General features: G+C 65.6%; 14 protein-coding genes. 11 read left to right on the top strand and 3 right to left on the bottom strand.

Annotation, left to right across the window (positions count from 1 at the left end; all coding sequences use genetic code 11):
* Positions 1-31 precede the first annotated feature (31 nt).
* The 4 genes from ABZ004_RS01230 to rph all read left to right on the top strand — a co-directional run bounded on the left by ABZ004_RS01230 (position 32) and on the right by rph (position 6,928).
* On the top strand, positions 32-1,192 hold the full coding sequence (locus tag ABZ004_RS01230; RefSeq protein WP_355677747.1) for an EfeM/EfeO family lipoprotein: 1,161 nt from the start codon (positions 32-34) through the stop codon (positions 1,190-1,192).
* A complete protein-coding gene (gene efeB / locus ABZ004_RS01225) occupies positions 1,189-2,541 on the top strand; it encodes an iron uptake transporter deferrochelatase/peroxidase subunit (protein WP_355677746.1) in 1,353 nt (450 codons plus the stop codon). Before ABZ004_RS01230 ends, efeB begins: the two co-directional genes overlap by 4 nt.
* Complete coding sequence (locus ABZ004_RS01220) at positions 2,538-4,199, top strand: alkaline phosphatase family protein (protein ID WP_355677745.1); 1,662 nt, start codon at positions 2,538-2,540, stop codon at positions 4,197-4,199. Before efeB ends, ABZ004_RS01220 begins: the two co-directional genes overlap by 4 nt.
* A gap of 95 nt (positions 4,200-4,294) precedes the next feature.
* The gene (gene rph, locus ABZ004_RS01215; protein ID WP_355677744.1) at positions 4,295-6,928 is read left to right on the top strand and encodes a rifamycin-inactivating phosphotransferase; all 2,634 of its coding nucleotides are present in this window, start codon (positions 4,295-4,297) and stop codon (positions 6,926-6,928) included.
* Here the strand turns inward: rph and ABZ004_RS01210 are convergent.
* Positions 6,917-7,450 (bottom strand): hypothetical protein, encoded by a 534-nt coding sequence (locus ABZ004_RS01210; protein WP_355677743.1) that lies wholly within the window; start codon positions 7,448-7,450, stop codon positions 6,917-6,919. The two genes, rph and ABZ004_RS01210, sit on opposite strands and share 12 nt — an antisense overlap.
* A gap of 238 nt (positions 7,451-7,688) precedes the next feature.
* On the opposite strand from ABZ004_RS01210, the gene ABZ004_RS01205 reads away from it, so the two are divergent.
* The 7 genes from ABZ004_RS01205 to ABZ004_RS01175 all read left to right on the top strand — a co-directional run bounded on the left by ABZ004_RS01205 (position 7,689) and on the right by ABZ004_RS01175 (position 15,161).
* On the top strand, positions 7,689-8,255 hold the full coding sequence (locus ABZ004_RS01205; protein ID WP_355677742.1) for a hypothetical protein: 567 nt from the start codon (positions 7,689-7,691) through the stop codon (positions 8,253-8,255).
* Positions 8,246-9,163 carry a hypothetical protein gene (locus ABZ004_RS01200; RefSeq protein WP_355677741.1) on the top strand — a complete coding sequence of 306 codons (918 nt, stop codon included), beginning with the start codon at positions 8,246-8,248 and terminating at the stop codon, positions 9,161-9,163. The genes ABZ004_RS01205 and ABZ004_RS01200 overlap by 10 nt, the downstream gene beginning before the upstream one ends.
* A gap of 1 nt (position 9,164) precedes the next feature.
* Positions 9,165-9,509: a hypothetical protein gene (locus tag ABZ004_RS01195; protein WP_355677740.1), complete on the top strand. Its 345-nt coding sequence runs from the start codon at positions 9,165-9,167 to the stop codon at positions 9,507-9,509.
* A complete protein-coding gene (locus tag ABZ004_RS01190; RefSeq protein ID WP_355677739.1) occupies positions 9,499-11,610 on the top strand; it encodes a hypothetical protein in 2,112 nt (703 codons plus the stop codon). The genes ABZ004_RS01195 and ABZ004_RS01190 overlap by 11 nt, the downstream gene beginning before the upstream one ends.
* On the top strand, positions 11,607-12,299 hold the full coding sequence (locus ABZ004_RS01185; RefSeq protein ID WP_355677738.1) for a hypothetical protein: 693 nt from the start codon (positions 11,607-11,609) through the stop codon (positions 12,297-12,299). The genes ABZ004_RS01190 and ABZ004_RS01185 overlap by 4 nt, the downstream gene beginning before the upstream one ends.
* 1,748 nt (positions 12,300-14,047) lie before the next feature.
* The gene (locus ABZ004_RS01180; RefSeq protein ID WP_355677737.1) at positions 14,048-14,803 is read left to right on the top strand and encodes a hypothetical protein; all 756 of its coding nucleotides are present in this window, start codon (positions 14,048-14,050) and stop codon (positions 14,801-14,803) included.
* Positions 14,804-14,858: 55 nt separating this feature from the next.
* Positions 14,859-15,161 carry a hypothetical protein gene (locus ABZ004_RS01175; protein WP_355677736.1) on the top strand — a complete coding sequence of 101 codons (303 nt, stop codon included), beginning with the start codon at positions 14,859-14,861 and terminating at the stop codon, positions 15,159-15,161.
* Between the two features lie 107 nt (positions 15,162-15,268).
* Here ABZ004_RS01175 and ABZ004_RS01170 read toward each other — a convergent pair whose 3' ends face one another.
* Together ABZ004_RS01170 and ABZ004_RS01165 are read right to left on the bottom strand one after the other, a co-directional pair.
* Positions 15,269-15,952: a response regulator transcription factor gene (locus tag ABZ004_RS01170; RefSeq protein WP_355677735.1), complete on the bottom strand. Its 684-nt coding sequence runs from the start codon at positions 15,950-15,952 to the stop codon at positions 15,269-15,271.
* Positions 15,943-17,886 carry a histidine kinase gene (locus ABZ004_RS01165; protein WP_355677734.1) on the bottom strand — a complete coding sequence of 648 codons (1,944 nt, stop codon included), beginning with the start codon at positions 17,884-17,886 and terminating at the stop codon, positions 15,943-15,945. The genes ABZ004_RS01170 and ABZ004_RS01165 overlap by 10 nt, the downstream gene beginning before the upstream one ends.
* Positions 17,887-18,043 lie beyond the last annotated feature (157 nt).

Raw genomic sequence — 18,043 nt, 5'->3', positions numbered from 1 at the left:
ACCAACCGTTCACCCCCTTCTCGGAGCACCCGTGCGCTTGCGCCCCGCTGGTACGTGGACCGTCTGCGCATTCGTGTGTGCGCTTGTGCTGGCCGGGTGTTCCGGGCATGACGAGGGCGGCGATGCGCTGACTGTCACCGTGTCGCGGGGTAACTGCGGTACCGGTTGGAAGAAGCCGCATAGCGGGCCGCAGACCGTGCAGGTCAGCAATGTCGGCACGGTGACTACCGAGGTGGATCTGATCGATCCGGCGACAGGCGGTGTGTACGCCGAGGTTGAGGCGCTCGCGCCGAACACGACTCGGCCGATGCAGCTCACCTTCGGCAAGGCGAGTTACGCGTTCCGGTGTCTGGCCGAGGACACCGACGCGGTGACCGGGCCGACCATCCAGGTCGCCGACGGCGCTCCCCCGCCGGCCAAGGCCGTCCTGCCGATCAACAACCAGGACCTCACCGGTGCGGTCAGCGCCTATCGGGCCTACGTCACGAAGGGGCTCGCATCTCTCGCCGGCACGGTGACGGTGCTGACGCAGACGCTGCGCGGCGGTGATCTGGCAGCGTCCCGGTCGGCGTGGCTGACGGCGCAGCTGGCGTACGAGCGGCTCGGCGCGGCGTACGACACCTTCGGTGACTTCGCCGATCAGATCGACGGGATGCCGGACGGGTTGCCTGCGGGGGTGAAGGATCCCGGGTTCGTCGGCTTGCGGCGGATCGAGTACGGGCTGTGGCATGGTCAGTCGCCTGCCGCACTCACGCCGTACGGCGACAAGCTCGACACCGCCGTCGCCGGGCTTCGCGGGGACTTTCCGAAGGGGCGGACCGACCCGAACGATCTGCCGCTGCGGGCCCACGAAATCATGGAGAACGCCTTGCAGTTCGAGCTGACCGGCCAGGCGGATCAGGGCAGCGGGACCGGACTCGCCACGATCGGGGCGAACCTGGACGGTACCCAGGCGGTGCTGGATGCGCTCGCGCCGGTGATGACGAAGCGGTACGTCGGATGGCCGCAGGTGGCGAGGTGGATCGCGAAGACCCGCGTACTGGTTGCCAAGGGCAAACGTCCGGACGGCACCTGGATCGCACCCACCGCGCTGGATCCGCAAACCCATCAGCACCTGGACGCAGCGGTGAGCCAACTGGTCGAGGTCCTAGCCCCGATCGCCGCCATCGGCGAAGTCCGGAGAACCTCATGAGCACCCCCGAGGAGCTCGTCGGTAAGGGCAAGGAAGGCGAAGAGGGCGCTGACCGCCTCGGGACGGACGGGCGGGGCGCGGATCGCGCAGGCGCTGGCCGAGCGGGCGTGGATGGGGCGGAGGTGCAGCAGAGCGGGACGGGGCGGCGGGCGTTTTTGCGGGGTGCGCTGACTGCTGGGGCAGCGGGGCTCGCGGTGGGTGGGGGTGCTGGGATTGCTTTGTCTGCAAAGGCTGATGCGGCACCGGCGGCTGATCCGGTGGTGCCGTTTCATGGGGTTCATCAGGCGGGGATCACGACGCCGGTGCAGCCGCATGCTGTTCATGTTGCGTTTGATGTGCTTGCGGCAGATCGTGCTGAGCTCACCGAGTTGCTGGAGACGGTGACTGAGCGGGCGAGGTTTCTCACCGCCGGTGGTACGCCGCCCGATCCCGGCATCTCCGCTCCCCCGACCGACTCCGGCGTACTGGGGCCGACAGTTCCCGCCGACCGCCTCACGGTCACGGTCGGAGTCGGCGCCTCGTTGTTCGACGACCGCTACGGTCTCGCCGCGCGCAAGCCAAAAGCCCTCACCCAGATGCCGACCTTCCCCAACGACCACCTCGATCCGGCCGAAACCCACGGCGACCTGAGCATCCAGCTCTGCGCCGACAACCGCGACACGGTGGTGCACGCGCTCCGCGACCTCGCCCGGCACACCCGCGGCGCGATGCAGATCCGTTGGCGCTACGAAGGCTTCACCTCACCACCGCGACCGGCCGGCACCCCGCGCAACCTGATGGGCTTCAAGGACGGCACCTCCAACCTGGACGTCAACGACCAAACCCTGATGGACAAGATGGTCTGGATCCAGAACGCCGACCAGCCCTGGGCCCAAGGCGGCAGCTACCAGGTCGTCAGAAGAATCCGCATGCTCGTCGAGTTCTGGGACCGCGTCTCGATCAACGAGCAGGAGAACATGTTCGGCCGCCGGCGCGACACCGGCGCCCCGCTCGACGGCAACGCCGAGTACGACGTACCGAACTTCGCCGCCGACCCGATCGGTGCGGCCATCCCGTTGACCAGCCACATCCGGCGGGCCAACCCGCGTACCGCGCAGAGCGACGACAGCCGCATCCTGCGCCGCCCCTACAACTACGACCGCGGTGTCGACACCGTCGGCAACCTCGACATGGGCCTGGTCTTCGTCTGCTACCAGCAGGATCTCCAGCGCCAGTTCGAAACCGTCCAGAACCGGCTGGCCGACGAACCCCTCGTCGACTACATCCAGCCGGTCGGTGGCGGCTACTTCCTGATTCTGCCCGGGGTCCAGGACTCCGCCGACCATCTCGGCCGCGGGCTGCTCGCATGAAGTCATCCAAGGAGGCAAGTGTGGTCCTCAAGCCCCGTACCTGGAGCAAACGAACCCGAATCGCGGTTGTCGCCGGTGTCTGCGCCTTCGCGCTGATCGCGGCGGCAGGTCCGGCCTGGGCCGGCGACGGCTGGTGGCATCACGGTGGCGGCGACCACCATCCCAAGCCGCCGGTGGTCGCCAGTACGCCGATCAAGCACCTGGTCGTCATCTTCGACGAGAACATCTCGTTCGACCACTACTTCGGCACCTACCCGAAGGCAGCGAACACCGACGGGACCAAGTTCAAGGCAGCGCCCGGTACGCCGAAGGTCAACGGTCTGACGCCCAAGCTGCTCAACCACAACCCGAACCAGTACAACCCGACCCGGCTGACCCACGAGCAGGCGCTGACCTGCGACCAGAACCACGGGTACGGCGCGGAGCAGAAGGCATACAACGGCGGCAAGGCCGACAAGTTCGTCGAGTACACCGAGACCGACAAGTGCACTGGTCAGCCGATCCTGTACGGCGCACCAGGCCTGGTGATGGACTACTACGACGGCAACACGGTCACCGGACTCTGGAACTATGCCCAGCACTTCGCCTTGAACGACAACTCCTACAGCAGCACCTACGGCCCCTCGTCGCCAGGTGCGATCAACCTGATCTCTGGCCAGACCCACGGGATCTACGCCGTCGACCCGCTCACCGGTCAGAAGGTCACCGACGCCTACACCGTCGCCTCGCCGGATGCCAACGGCATCGGCACCATGATCAACGACCCGGACCCGGCGTACGACGACTGCTCGGACAACAACCACACGTCGAAGAACGCGCTCGGCGTGATGACCGGTCAGAACGTCGGCGACCTGCTGAACAAGCAGGGCGTCACCTGGGGCTGGTTCCAGGGCGGCTTCCGGCCGACCGGTACGGCGAACGGCTACTCGGTCTGTGGCACCACGCACCAGAACATCGGTGGCAACGCGGTCGTCGACTACAGCCCGCACCACAACCCGTTCTCGTACTACAAGTCGACCAGCAACCCCAAGCACCTGCCGCCGACCTCGGTCGCCAAGATCGGGCACACCGACCAGGCCAATCACAACTACGACCTGACCGACTTCTCCGACGCGACCAAGGCGGGCAACCTGCCGGCAGTGAGCTTCCTCAAGGCCGGCTCCTACCAGGACGGCCACGCCGGCTACTCCGACCCGATCGACGAGCAGCACTTCCTGGTCAACACGATCAACGAGCTGCAGAAGTCCAAGGACTGGGCCTCCACCGCGATCGTTGTTGCCTATGACGACTCCGACGGCTGGTACGACCACCAGGCGCCGCCGAAGGTCAACGGCTCCTCGGACCCGGCCAACGACCAGGCCGCGATCTGCGGCAGCAAGCCGGCTGCCGGCGGGTACGCCGACCGCTGTGGTTACGGTCCGCGCCAGCCGCTGCTGGTGATCAGCCCCTACAGCAAGACCAACTTCGTCGACCACCACCGGACCGACCAGACCTCGATCCTCAAGTTCATCGAGGACAACTGGCGGATCGGCCGGATCGGCGATGCCTCGTACGACGCCAGGGCCGACTCGATGACCTCGATGTTCAACTTCTGGCAGCGCCCGAACACCCGTCCGCTGCTGCTCGACCCGGCCACCGGCGCGGTCACCAAGCACTGACCTCCGGTACTACGTAACCGCTGACCTCCGGTACTACGTAACCTCAGGGCCGGACGTGTTTGTCCGGTCCTGAGGTCTACTCCGGAGGTAGCGCAGTGAGTTCGCAGTACGTGCTGGATCTTCAAGAGGTCGACGAGACGCGAATCCCGGCGGTCGGCGGCAAGGGCGCCCAGCTCGGCGCGCTCTCGCGGATCGAAGGTGTCCGCGTACCCGCCGGCTTCTGCGTCACGACGGATGCCTTCCGGCGGATCCTCGCGGAAACACCGTCGATCGAGGCCCGGCTCGATCAACTCGCTCGCCTGCAACCGGACGATCGGGACGGGATCCGCACGCTCAGCGCGGAACTCCGGGAGACGCTCGAGGCAATCGCAGTACCCGATGAGCTTGCGGCAGCGGTCACCGCGGCTCTCGGGCGACACGGTGAGGAAGCCGCGTACGCCGTACGGTCTAGTGCTACGGCAGAGGATTTGCCGACGGCATCGTTTGCCGGGCAGCAGGACACTTATCTGAACGTCGTCGGTGCAGCGGCGATTCTGGAGCACATCAGTCGGTGCTGGGCGTCGATGTTCACCGAGCGCGCTGTGACTTATCGCCTGCGGAACGGTTTCGACGAGCGTGCGGTGCAGATGGCTGTCGTCGTACAGCAGATGGTGTTCTCGCAGGCGTCTGGGATCCTGTTCACAGCTGATCCGATCACGGGCAATCGGAGGGTCGCGACGGTGGACGCCGGGTTCGGCCTCGGCGAGGCGTTGGTCTCCGGGCTGATCAATCCGGACGTGTTCAAGGTGCGTGACGGCGAGATCGTCGAGAAGACGATCGCTGCCAAGCATCTCGCCATCAACGCCTTGCCGGCGGGTGGGACGGAGACGTCAGCCATCGAGCCGCAGGACCAGGAGAAGCCTGCGGTGACGGATGCGCAGGTTCTCGAGCTGGTGGAGATCGGGCGGCGGATCGAGGCGGAGTTCGGTCGGCCGCAGGACATCGAGTGGTGCCTGGTCGACGACGACTTCCAGATCGTTCAGAGCCGGCCGATCACCACGCTGTTTCCTCTTCCTGAGCGGTCTGACGAGGAGAACCACGTTTACCTGTCCGTCGGGCACCAGCAGATGATGACCGATGCGATGAAGCCGCTCGGCATCTTTGTTTGGCAGTTGACGGCAATGGCGCCGATGCTGACGGCCGGCGGACGGCTGTTCGTCGATGCGACCCCGCGGCTGACTTCCGCAGCGAGCCGAGCCGGCTTGCTGGAGATGATGGGCAAGTCCGACCCTCTCTTCGAGGACGCCCTGAGGACTGTCCTGGACACCAACTTCATCCCTCTCAACGACGCACCGGGAAGCGAAACCTCGGCGAAGCCTGCCGCTGGAGCTTCGGCGAAGCCTGCCGACGCAACTCCTGCTTTACCTGCGATGCCGGTCGAGGTGGATCCGGGGATTGTCGGGGAGCTGATCTCGCGGAGCGAGAACTCCATCAGAGAGCTGCGTCAAGGGATCAAGGGGTTGAGCGGACCGGCACTGTTCGAGTTCCTGCTGGAGGCGATCGCGGAGCACAAGCGGATCCTCGGCGATCCGCTGAACATGCAGGCGATCATGGCCAGCCACAACCCCACCTGGTGGCTCAACGATCACCTGCAGGAATGGCTCGGCGAGAAGAACGCCGTCGACACGCTCACCCTCTCCGCCCCGAACAACATCACCTCGGAGATGGGCCTGGCACTCCTCGACGTCGCCGACGTGATCCGTCCGCACCAAGAGCTGATCGAGTTCCTGCAGAACGCCGGTGACGACTTCCTCGACGAGCTCCCGAAACTCCCGGGCGGAAGCGAGGCAAGGGATGCGATCGAGACCTACCTCGACCGGTACGGCGTACGCTGCGCCGGCGAGATCGACATCACCCGGCCGCGCTGGAGCGAGCAACCGAGCACGCTTCTGCCGCTGATCCTCGACAACGTCAGACTCTTCGAGCACGGTGCCGCCGCGCGACGCTTCGAGGAAGGCCGGGAGAAGGCTGCCAGGAAGCGCGACGAGGTGCTCGAGCGTCTCCGCGCGCTGCCCGACGGCGAGCAGAACGCCGACCAGACCGCCCGGATGATCGACCAGGTCCGCAGCTTCGCCGGTTATCGCGAGTATCCGAAGTACAACATCGTCAGCCGGTACTACGTGTACAAGCAGGCCTTGCTGGCCGAAGCCGAGCGCCTCGTCCAGACCGGAGTGATCGCGGAGAAGGAGGACATCTTCTACCTCACCTTCGCCGAACTGCACGACGTCGTACGGACCAACCAGTCCGATCCTCAGCTGATCCAGGAACGCAAGGAAGCGTTCCTGACCTACCAGGCACTCACGCCGCCGCGGGTACTCACGTCCGACGGCGAGGCAATCTCCGGAGCCTACCGCCGTACCGACGCCCCGGATGGCGCCCTGGTCGGCCTCGCAGTCTCCGCCGGAACCGTCGAAGGGCGCGCCCGCGTCATCCTCGACATGGCCAAAGCCGACCTCGAAGCCGGCGACATCCTGGTCACCGCGTACACCGACCCCAGCTGGTCACCCCTCTTCGTCGGAATCTCCGGCCTCGTCACCGAGGTAGGCGGCCTGATGACCCACGGATCAGTCATCGCCCGCGAATACGGCCTCCCTGCCGTCGTAGGCGTCGCCGACGCGACCCGCCTCATCCGAGACGGCCAACAAATCCGCCTCCACGGCACCAACGGCTACATAGAACTACTCGACTGAAATCGGGAAACCGGCGCCCGCGCAGTACTCAAGCACCTCGCCAACCACCTGCTCCAGCGGTTGGCGAGCGTCAACGGCGTGGGCACCGGCGAGCGCTGTCTCCACCCGCTCACGCCACCCGTGACACCAGATCGCACTGGCCCCCACCTTGCCGAAAACGTTGCCCCGCAAGGGATCCCGGACCCGCGCGTCCATCGTCGAACCGTCAAGGCGAAGCAGGATCACCAGCGCAAACCTGTCCAGGTAGTCGAACATGTTGTACGCCGTACCGCAGAGAAGCACGTTGCGAGACCGATAGCGCGTAAGCAAGTTGGTCAGGCGCTGATCAATCCACTGCCAGTGATGCGTCTCCAGCCAGGCGAGATCCGGCTCACCCGGAAAGGCGACTGGATTGCCGGACGCGTCCTCGTGACGAGCGAATCCGTAGTCGAGGTCGACCGAGCACAGCCCGCGATCCCGCAGTACAGACGCGACAGTCGACTTACCCGCGCCGGGACCGCCCGCAAGCAGAACAGCAACCATGAGAAGACTCTCGCCGCGCCCGCCCACCCCAGCAAGCTAGTTTCAGCCGCTGCGGAGTCCCGAATCAGCGCCGAAGGCAACCACATCGACCACCGCACCTGTGACTTTCGTTGCAACTACCTGCAAATCGCGTGCGTCAACTAGGTACCCTCCGTCGTCATCCGGGAGACTGTCGGTGACAATTGGTTGGGTGTCCTAGTAGTGCAGGTGTCGTGAGGAACTACCGGGAAGGTTGGGTATGACGATCCGTCGAACCGTGTTCGGCGTGGCTCTGGCCACAGCTTCATTGCTGGCAATCAGCAGCTGCGGAGGCGAGGACAAGCCCCCGCAAACCGCCGGCACACCATCCGCGACCTCGTCGACCCCAACTCCCACGCCCACCCCGGTCGACCCGACGGTGGTCGCCAAGGCGAAGGTCCTCGCGGACTACAAGAACTTCATCGCGGTTCGTTCCAAGGGCATTACCAGCAACGACCCGACGTTCGCCTACGACCAAGTGATGACAGGCGTGGCCCTGGCTGCCACCAAGTCCGTCGCATCGGGTTCTCAAATGATTGGGACGAAGTACAGCGGCAGCGTTCGCTTCATCAAGGGGCAGGTCGTGAGCTTGAACCTGAAAGCGAAGCCCGCCACGGCGACGGTGCACGCATGCGTCTTCGACTCCCTCTCGTCCAGGACCAAGAGCGGAAAAGTCAACACGGCCTCGACAGAGGTTTCGCGGCAGGACCAGATGGTCCTGATCGGAAACCGCTGGAAGGCATCCTTCACGAAATCGCTCAGCAAGGATGCGCCAGGATGCCAATGAAGCTCCCTGCCCTGCTCTTCCCATGCCTCCTCGCCGCTGGCTTGCTGTACTGCGTTCCTGCGGCGGCCCAAACCTGCACCGGCTTCGTCGAGACCGGCTTCGACAACGCTCAGGGCGCCATGAACTGCCCGCAACCGCGACCAACCAAGCCGCAGACGCAGCAGAGAGAGTCGTCCAAGGGCGGCGGCAAAACGGTGAAGCCGGCTTGTGTTTGGGTGCCTGAGCCGGGGTATCTGCCGGGCGCCGGGCAGAAGGCCGATGGTGATGGCGGGCACTGGTATCGCAAGTTCTGCAGCTTTGGTGAGTACAACACGTTGGCTGACTTCCAGCGTGAGATGTCCGGCTGGGACGCGATGAACATGCGGCAGTCGAACATGATGCAGCGCGCTGGTCTCGACATCCGCTTCTTCACCACGCCGCCGCCGGTTGAGCGGCGTACGCCGGACCAGGTGATGCAGTCGGTGGTCGACGAGCTGCCGATTCCGGAGACGTTTGTTGCGGTGAATCCGGTGGCGACCAAGCAGGTCGTCGGTGTGCCCACCTGGGTGTGGCTGACCGACGAACACGGAAAATACGTGGCCGAGCGGTACGCGCCGGAGCCCAAGGAGATCGAGCTCGAGGGCTACGCCCTGAAGTGGCAGATCGTGCCCCAGCTGACTGTCTCCCCCGGCGCCGGCCAGCAGCAGACCTGCGACGGAGCCGGAGTGCCTTGGTCGGTCGCAGCCGAAGGCGATCAGGGCGCCTGCACAGTGACCTACGACAAGGCCGGCAAGTACACGCTGACCGCAAGCGTCGGCTGGACAGTCCGCTGGTGGCTCGCAGGCGCACCCCAGCCCGACATCACCGGCCCTACCCACACAGCAACCAAAGCACTGACCGTCCAGGAGATCCAAGCCGTCGGGGGCTGACATGGCACAGGAATCAGCTACGACGACAACCGCGGCTACCGGCACCGTTCCGCACCCGCTGCACGCCTATCTCACGGCACTGGCAAAGCAGGTCGGCACGATTCAGGACAGGCTGCACAACAAGCAGTTGAAGCCGGCGATCGCGATCTCCGAAGGCACCGCTTGGGTCAGCACCGCGGCAACACTTTGGGCAGGCGAATTCACCCCACGTACCGCGGCGTACGTCGCCGGCGTACGAGCGCTCAACGACGACGTGGACGACCTGCTACGCCGTACGCCGACCACCTGCACCGAAGACGAAGCAGCCCGCTGGCGAGCCAAACTGGGCGGACGCCATGGCGCGTAAAGACGAAGGCGGACACGGGAGCGGCGGCGACGGCTTCTGCATGATCGATCCCGTCGTCCTCGGCGGCGTCATCAACGACCTCGCCACCATGGAAACCGCCATCGGCACCGAACTCAAAGGCCTCCGAACCGAGTTCGAAAAGGTCGGCGTCTCCACCCAACCCCTCACCGACCTCACCAACGTCGCACATTGGCTCCACGGCGAACTGCCCATGCTCCGCCGCCGCCACGCAGCCGCCCTACTCCTGGAATCCCAAGGTATGTGGTTCCAGCCCGGCACCCACATGCTGGTCATGCCTGAAGACCCCGAGTTGGCAACCAAACAGGCCGGGGAACTGGCCGCGAAACGAATCCGTGACGGCCTCGACGCGAAGCCGCCGAACAGGTTGGCGATCACGGATGCTGCCAAAGCTCTCCAGAAGATCACCGGCCGCAAGGGCCAACTGAGCCCTGACGACCTCACTTTCCTTCAGGCTGTCTATGGCGGACTCGGACGCGCCGTCTATCGCATCCCCGATCAACTGGGAGACGACAAGAAAGCCAAGTCAGCCTTCGTTGATGCGCTGCTCCTGTTGTCGAACTCGAAGCTGGGTGGTGGGTTCGGCAAGGTGCCGGCCGAGATCCGTCAAGACTTGCGCGACACCGGATGGCAGTACTGGAACGGGCCGGGCGACAAGGCGACCAACCCGTTGCACGGCGACGGGTTCCCTGCTCTGGCGAAGTTCCTCCTGAACCGTGATCCCGACAGCAAGGTCGACCCCGGAGACGAGTTCGCCACGGACCTGGGCCGCTCCGCGGTCGACAACCTGCGACTGCAGCAATGGCTCCAGAAGGAGTACGGCAGGTGGCAGGACCTCAAGGTCGCGCCTCCTGACCAGATGGCCAAGACCGCGCTCCTCGGCGCCGGTGAGGTGCAGGGCCTGCTCGGGTTGGTTGCCCTCAGCCACAAAGCGTCGGCGACACTTATGTCTGACACCGAGTCCGTCCGCGCGTTGATCGGTCACGACTGGGAGGACAAGGGCAAGGCCGTCGCCGGTCTGACCGACTGGGCCGCCAAGGTCGCGCTCGACCCGGACTCACCGGAGTACGTGATGGCCAAGCAGGCCACCGCGAGCCTCATCGACGCTGTCACCGTCAACGACTCCGACGAGAACAGCCCCCAGCACGACATGTTCAAGGACTCCGTGGACTGGATGAAAAAGAACCCGGAGATCGCCAAGTCCTTCGGCAAACTCATCGCCGCGAACATCACCGACTTCGGCGACGACGAACCAACCGGAGCCGTCGGCCCCGGTGACGAACGGCATCTCCGCATCTCGACCGACCAACGACACCGCTTCGCGATGCTCGCCTCCACCGACCAGGAATCCCGGATCATGCTTCGCGTCGCGTCCGACGCCTACAAGGCAGAAGCCCTCGAGCACCCCGGCTCCGCCGAAGCAAGATCAGCCGGCTTCATCGACGCCATGGTCACCGCCGCGAGTCACAACGCCATCTACTACGACCACATCGACGACGCCGACGCCAAGAACGCCGCCGCCGCAGCATCACGTGCCGACGACGAACAAGTCCGGACCGTCGCCAACTACGTCTTCGGCGAACTCATCAGCGCCATCCACCTCCCCGCACACGAGTCCCATCCCGGCGGCCCCGAGCCACTGCCCGGCAACCCGGATCACCTCGTCGGTGCCGGGAAGTTCATCCTCTCGAAGATTCTCACCGAAGGCCTCATCCCGCCGCCGGACGAACCCAAGCCCGTGCTGCCCACTGTCGTCGACACCGACTCGACCGCTACGGGTGTCGGCGTACCCGAGAACCGTGCCGCATATGATCTGGCCAACGCCCAGGTACGCGGCGGACACCAGACCGGACTCCCGCCAGGATTAGTGACAAACGGACCCGACGGCAAACCTCACCTCAAGGATCCCTCCACGATGACCAGCGAGGATCGCCGCAACCTGAACCTGTGGGCCGATCGAACAGGCCATAGCGCGTACGTCGACACCTACGCGAGCGCTTTCCGCGGGTACTACGGCCTCGGCGAAAAGATCGAGGACGGCCCCGACGGCCTCCGCAACTTCGTCGACGCACCCACCAAATGACGAAACAACGCAGACTGATCAGCGCCTGCGCATCCCTTGGAATCGCCGTCCTCGTCTTCGCGACCGGCTGCGACTCCGACACCGTCGGCTCTGGTCACACACCCCAGCCCACAGCCAGCTCCCCGACTGCACCGCCGACCGCACTCGTGAAGTCGGCAGTCACCGTGACCGTCCGCCCGCCGAAAACAAAATTGTCCATCAAGCAGCAACAACTCGCTTCGGTCTTCACCGAATTCATCAACGCACGCTACCGATTTAGCTCGCATCCGTGGATCTATGACCCGGTGTACCTGCGCACAGTACTGCCCGGCGGCCCCGACAACCCCACTGACACAGGAAGCGTCGGCCTGGTCGGGCCCCTCACGATCCAGGTCCTCACGATCGAACTGTCCGATCCGTCAACCGCTGTGATCAATTTCTGCGCCGACGATCGCAGTGTCCGGTACCTCGGCCGAGACGGATCCGTCGACATCGCAGGCCCCGCCGGGGATCACCGTCGCGGAGACGTCAGCCTTCAGAACTCACGGTTTCAGCTCACCCGCGCTGCCGCGGCGGACGGCAAGACCTCCGAGACACCACGCTGGCTCGCGTACAGGGGCGGCTACTTCGCCAACGCCCCAGAGTGCAAAGAGCTCGCTGCATCGCGACCGCCCAAACCCCCAACGCCAAACACACCGACGTCCGGCTGACTCAAGCGACAGACAGCTTCTCCTGTACCTACATGCAAGGCGAGAAGGTTGAGGACGGCCCGGCTGTCCTCAAGGACTTCGTAGAGGCACCCACAGGCAAATGATCAGACCAATAGCTGTCCTCGGCGTACTGCTCGCTGCCGCGTTGACTGTTGCCGGCTGTGACTCCACGGATGCGAAGACGGGCACTTCACCGACAGCGTCCGGAACGGCGACCGCCGTGCCGACAGTGATGCTGCCATCCAACAGCGACGTAATCATCACACCGCCCCCGGCACACTGTCCACACAACAGCGGCAGGTCTTCACTGCCACACCATGAAAGGCCCGTCCCGCTATAGCATGCAAGGGTGAAAGTGGAAGACGGCCCCAGCTGTCTTGAAGGACTTCGTAGAAGCACCAACAGCCCGATGAGAACATCGGTCGCCCTAGGCATCCTGCTAGCCGCAACGCTCGCTGCCGCTGGCTGCGATTCCACCGACGGAGCGAAAGACCAGCCCTCCAGCACATCCGCAACGCCAACCGCGGCACCGACCGCCATGCTGGAATCCAACACCGACGTCACGATCGAGCCGCCAGCCGACGCTCTGTCCACCCGGCAGCGGGAGGTCTTCACCGTTTCAGCGAATTCACTGCCGCCCACTACCGGTTCTACTCACACCCGTGGTTCATCGACCCCGTCTACGCACGCCTCGTGCTGCCTAAGACCCCCTACGCACCCCTCGAGCCAGACACCATCGGCCAGATCGGATCAGTCCGCGTCCAGGTCCTTTCCGTCCAACTGACCGGCACCGACAAAGCCGAGGTCATAACCTGTGCCGACGACCGCGCCCTCCGGTACCTCGGTCGCGACGGCGCAATGTCTCCGGACCCGCAGGCGACAAACTCCGCGGTGGCGTCGCCCGGGAGACCGTGGAACTCCAACTGACAACCGCCTCCGCCGAGGACGGAAGCAGGTCGGAGACCCCCCGCTGGCTCATCTCCAACGGCGGCTCCACCGCAGGCGCAGACCAATGCAAACAACTGGCAGCGGAGCCCCCACCAACTCCCACCCCCAGAGCACCGATCACAGCCACGCCGTGACGGACGCTCAAAGATCCGGGGGTCCACCTGCGCTTTCGGTGGCTGCGCCTCCTCCGGTGCCCGGTCTGACTCCAGCCACCTCCGGTCAATTGCGGGGCCGGCTGGATACTGGCCTCCACAATGTGGGCATGGAACGTACCGGCGACAAGGAAGAGGCCAAGCAGGCCGCCGACGACATCCGCGGGAAGGCACTCGGCGTCCTCGGCCATTACCTGGGCAAGGCCGGCAGCGTTCCTGGCTTGGATCCGGTCGAGATCGCCGACAAGATCCTGGGCGGACTGATCGGCTCCGACACGACCCCGGTCGAGCCTCAGCAGATCGAGAACCACGGCGTCAACCCACGCGCCAACGGTGCCTCCCGAATGCTCATCCGCTACGAGATGACCAACGCGCTGGTGGAGTCCGGCGATATAAAGGTCGAGGACCTACCTGAGCAGATTCGCTCCGACGACCACCCACCCCGGCTGAAGTCGCCGGCTGAGTTCAACAGCCGCCAGTACAACGACATCGCAGGTGCTTACGAGCGATCCACGGCCGGTGTCCCGCGAGTTGGACAAATCAGCGACAAGTACCTCACCGAGTACTCCGACTCCTACAACACCGTCGCCAATCGCCGAACCGCAGACACTCCAGGCGAGCTGAGGACGAAGCTGGGATCGGGTAGACATGCAGAAGATTCGTCTCACCGCGGTCACCGCCGCGGCGGTTGCGATTGCGGCTGTGGCCGGGTGCTCTCTCTTCGGCAGCGACGAGAAGGCCACCCAGCCGAAGGTCGGCTATCCCTGGTCCTGGATCTGGTACGCCGCTCCGAGCATCTCCCTTCAAGCACCGAACGCAGTCAGCGTGCGGGCATGGGTCGAGTCGGCGACTCTCTACGACAGCACCCGAGACTCCTACCCCGGCTTCCCGGAGGCAACCGCTCCTGCCCTCCTCAACGGGATGGTAGGTGCCGACAGCCAGATCAGAGGTGGCGGAACGGAGCGGTATCTGATCCGGTCACTGACCGTGCAGGGCAACGAATTGCGAGCCAGTCTCTGCCGGGATGGCTGGGACGATTTCGACTTCGACGACCAAGGCCGCTTTGTTGATGCCGGCACAGCAATTGCCACCCGCGAACTGGTCATGCACAAGGGCACGCCGTCGCCGTCCATCTCTGGCGCTGCCTTCCACGCTGCTGATCCAACACCTTCGACGGCAGGTCGAGTGCCGAGCAGTACCTGGCTGAAAGGGCCCACTACCAATGTCTTCGGCGGGTGGGTCGCTACGTCATGGGAAGCCGGCCAATACACCTCGGACTGCGCCGCCTGGTTCAAACGCAACCATCCCGGTCTCAAGGTTCCTACCGGTTTCACTGCTGAGGAGAGGCCCAACAGACCCGCAAGTCCGCCTCCCCCGACCCTCCCCGCCAGTCCCGGCTGGTGACTTCGGACAGTCGGGTTTCGAGTTTTGCTGGTACGACGGAGGATGAGGGCTGCGGGTGAATGATCCGGTGCTGGTGTCGGTGGCGGTGGAGAGCAAGAGCACGGCCTGGAGCCTGGGGCGGACGCTGGTCGAACGGGGATGGGCATCGAGTGTCGAGGTCGCCGGACCTGTCGGGCGAATCGACCAGGCCCACGACCTCAGTCAGGTGCGAGAGGTCTACCGATTGTCCTGCCGGACGGTGGCCGACAGGTGCAAAGACGTCGAGGCGTTGGCCCGTCTGGTCGTCAATCGGCCGTGGGTCGAGGTAACCATCACGTCACTCCGCTTCGAACCTGGTGACCAGCCGATCGACGAATAGGTCCGAGGCGGTGCGTCGGTCTATCCACGCGGGCGACTGGTCGGCTGATCACCCTCCGATCGGCCATCAGGTACAGAGCGTCCCTCTCTCGAACCAGGCTTGGGCCGTCAGGGCTCTGGGCTCTTCACCGAGTTGCCAGGTTCCGTTGGTCCCTGGAGGGCGGCTAGGACGGCTAGGACTCGGCGGTGGTCGTCTTGGGCGCCGTGCAGGCCTAGTTTGCTGAAGATGTTGGCGATGTGGCTTTCGACTGTTTTGCCGCTGACGGTGAGGCGGTTGGCGATGGCGGAGTTGGAGCGTCCTTCGGCCATCAGGGCCAGGACGTCGCGCTCGCGTTCCGTCAGGGCCGCGAGCGGGTCGCCGGCCGAGTCGGCTCGCATCAGGTGGCGCACGATCTCCGGGTCCAGTGCTGTGCCGCCCGCCGCGATCGTGCGCAAGGCGCCCATCAGAGTCTCGACGTCGACGACCCGGTCCTTGAGCAGGTAGCCGAATCGTTCGGCATGACGCTTCAGCAGCTGGGAGGCGAAATGAGTCTCGACCGCCTGGGATAGCAGGAGTACTCCGAGCGCGGGCATCCGTTCGCGGAGTTCGATCGCGGCCACAGCGCCTTCGTGCGTGAAGGTCGGCGGCATCCGGATGTCGACGATCGCGATGTCCGGCTGATGCCGGTCGACAGCCTCGACCAGTTCGGTGCCATCGGCAACGGTTTCGCAGACCTCCACGCCGGACTCCGCCAGCAGGCGGGCCAGCCCTTCCCGGAGCAAGGCGGAGTCGTCCGCGATGACTACCCGCATGGCAACACCGCCTCGACCCGGGTCCCGCCGCCCGGCCGGTCGCAAGCGGACAGGACTCCACCCAGAGCGGCGACCCGGTCGGCCAGCCCCTGAAGTCCACGACCGTGCGGATCGACTCCCCCGACCCCGTCATCGAGTACGGCGACCCGCAGCTGGGATCGGTCGGCCGAGACCTGGATCGCCACCTCCTCGACGCCGGCGTGCTTGACGACGTTGGAGATCGCCTCGGCGATGACGAACCAGGCCGCGCTCTCCACCGACGCCGCGAACCGCTGGTCGACCACGTCGAGCTTCATCCGTACCGGGATCCGGCCGGCCAGCTCGTCGGTCGCCGCGCGCAGACCACCTCCCGCCAGGGCGGCCGGTTGCAACCCGCCTGCCAGGTCGCGAAGCTCCTGCACGGTCAGAGCGAGATCTGTGATCGCCCGGTCGACCTCGGCCCGCAGCACGGTGTCGCCGCCGTTGACGCGGGCGGATCGGAGCTGGAGGGCGATCGCCAGGATCCGCTGCTGAGCCCCGTCGTGGAGGTCGCGCTCCATCCGCCGCCGTTCCTCCAAGTGCGCGCCGGCCAGCCGGGCCCGCGACTCGGTGATCTGCTCCACCTGCTTGGCGAGTTCCGCCCGCAGACCGAGGTTGTCGATCTCCGCCGAGGCCTCGTGAACGACGGCCTCCACGACCACACGATCGCAGTACGCCGGATCGAACTCGATCCGCGCGCTTACCTCCCCCAGGCGTCGGACGTCGATCAGATGCGGGCCGGGAACGGCAACCCGACCGTCCGAAGTGACCCAGCCATCGTCGGCCGGGAAGAGCGCGCGCAGGTGCGCATCCCCGGTCGCCTCGACCAAGAGGGCCTCGAGATCCGGCGACTGCGCAAGGCCGGCCCGGACCAGCTGGACGGCGTCGAAGCGGCGGCGGTTGAAGTGCCGGTCGACCACCCGGCGGGCCCACATGTAGGCCGGGCGGGCGACCCCGATCGCAGCCAGCGTGGCCAGGATCGTCAGCAGCTGCGAGTCGGCCCGGACCGGAAGGCTCTTGGTGAGGACCACGACCACGACGGCGAAGGCGGCAACGACCGCGCCGGTCGAGATCGCGTACGCCGCCGAGTCGGTGACGATCCGCTCCACGTCGTACAGGCGGTACTTCGCCACCGACAGCGCGGCGCCCAGCGCAAGGCTGATGACGCAGACGCTCAAGACCCATCCGGCGGCGGCGTCGAATCCCGCGTACGACGCCGTGAAGGCCACGACCACGCACGGCGCCAGCGGTGTTGCGCCGGCCACCAGCCACAGCAGTTGCTTGCGCGCCTCGCCTTGCGCCCGGCGGAAGCCCGCTACGAGTACGTAGACCGAGGCGAGCAGGCAGAGTCCGAGCACGATCACCGAGACGGCCGCCAGCGCCGCGATCGGTCCGGCGATCCCGCCGATCGCCCAGGGGCTGACGATTTCGGCGTACGGACGCTCGAGATGTGTTGAACGCACCAGGGAGGCAACTTGGAACACGAGGCCTGAGGCGACCGTCAACACCGGGAGGACCCGTGACGTCGGCCGGACAGCCGGCGTGAACTGGAGACCCAAGGCCAGGAAGAGGAACCACCAGACGAAGCTGCTGTCGCTGAAGGTCGCGATCAACGGCCCGTACGCCGCGTGGCCGGGCCCGAGCGCGTAGGCGGCGTACTGGTCGGTGAACCCGCTCCAGGTCAAGGTGGTGCCCAGTCCCAGGAACGCCCAGCCGGCGGGTTGGTCGACGACTCGCCAGGTCAGAAGCACGCCCACCGTCCAGCAGACCAGCATGGCGACCAGGTAGAGCACGTCTGCCGGCCCGGTCAGAAGTCGGCCGCCGGCGCGCTGGTGGACCACGAACTGGCCCGCGAGCAGGGCAGGTGCGAGTGGCCAGGTGACCACCCGGACCAGTACCCGCGACTTCCTCCCCATCTCGTCATAGTGGCAGGAAAACCGGACAGCGTACTCAGGGACAGCCCTGATCCGAAGAACGACGCTGGACGGATTCAGCCAGCTCGAACCCAGGAGTTCCGTAGTGGCAACCAACACCGCACCTACTCGCACCCGAATCAGCAGCTACGTAGTTTGG

This window comes from Kribbella sp. NPDC006257, assembly GCF_040613535.1.
GTDB lineage: Bacteria > Actinomycetota > Actinomycetes > Propionibacteriales > Kribbellaceae > Kribbella.
This window is presented reverse-complemented; position numbering and strand designations above follow the sequence as displayed.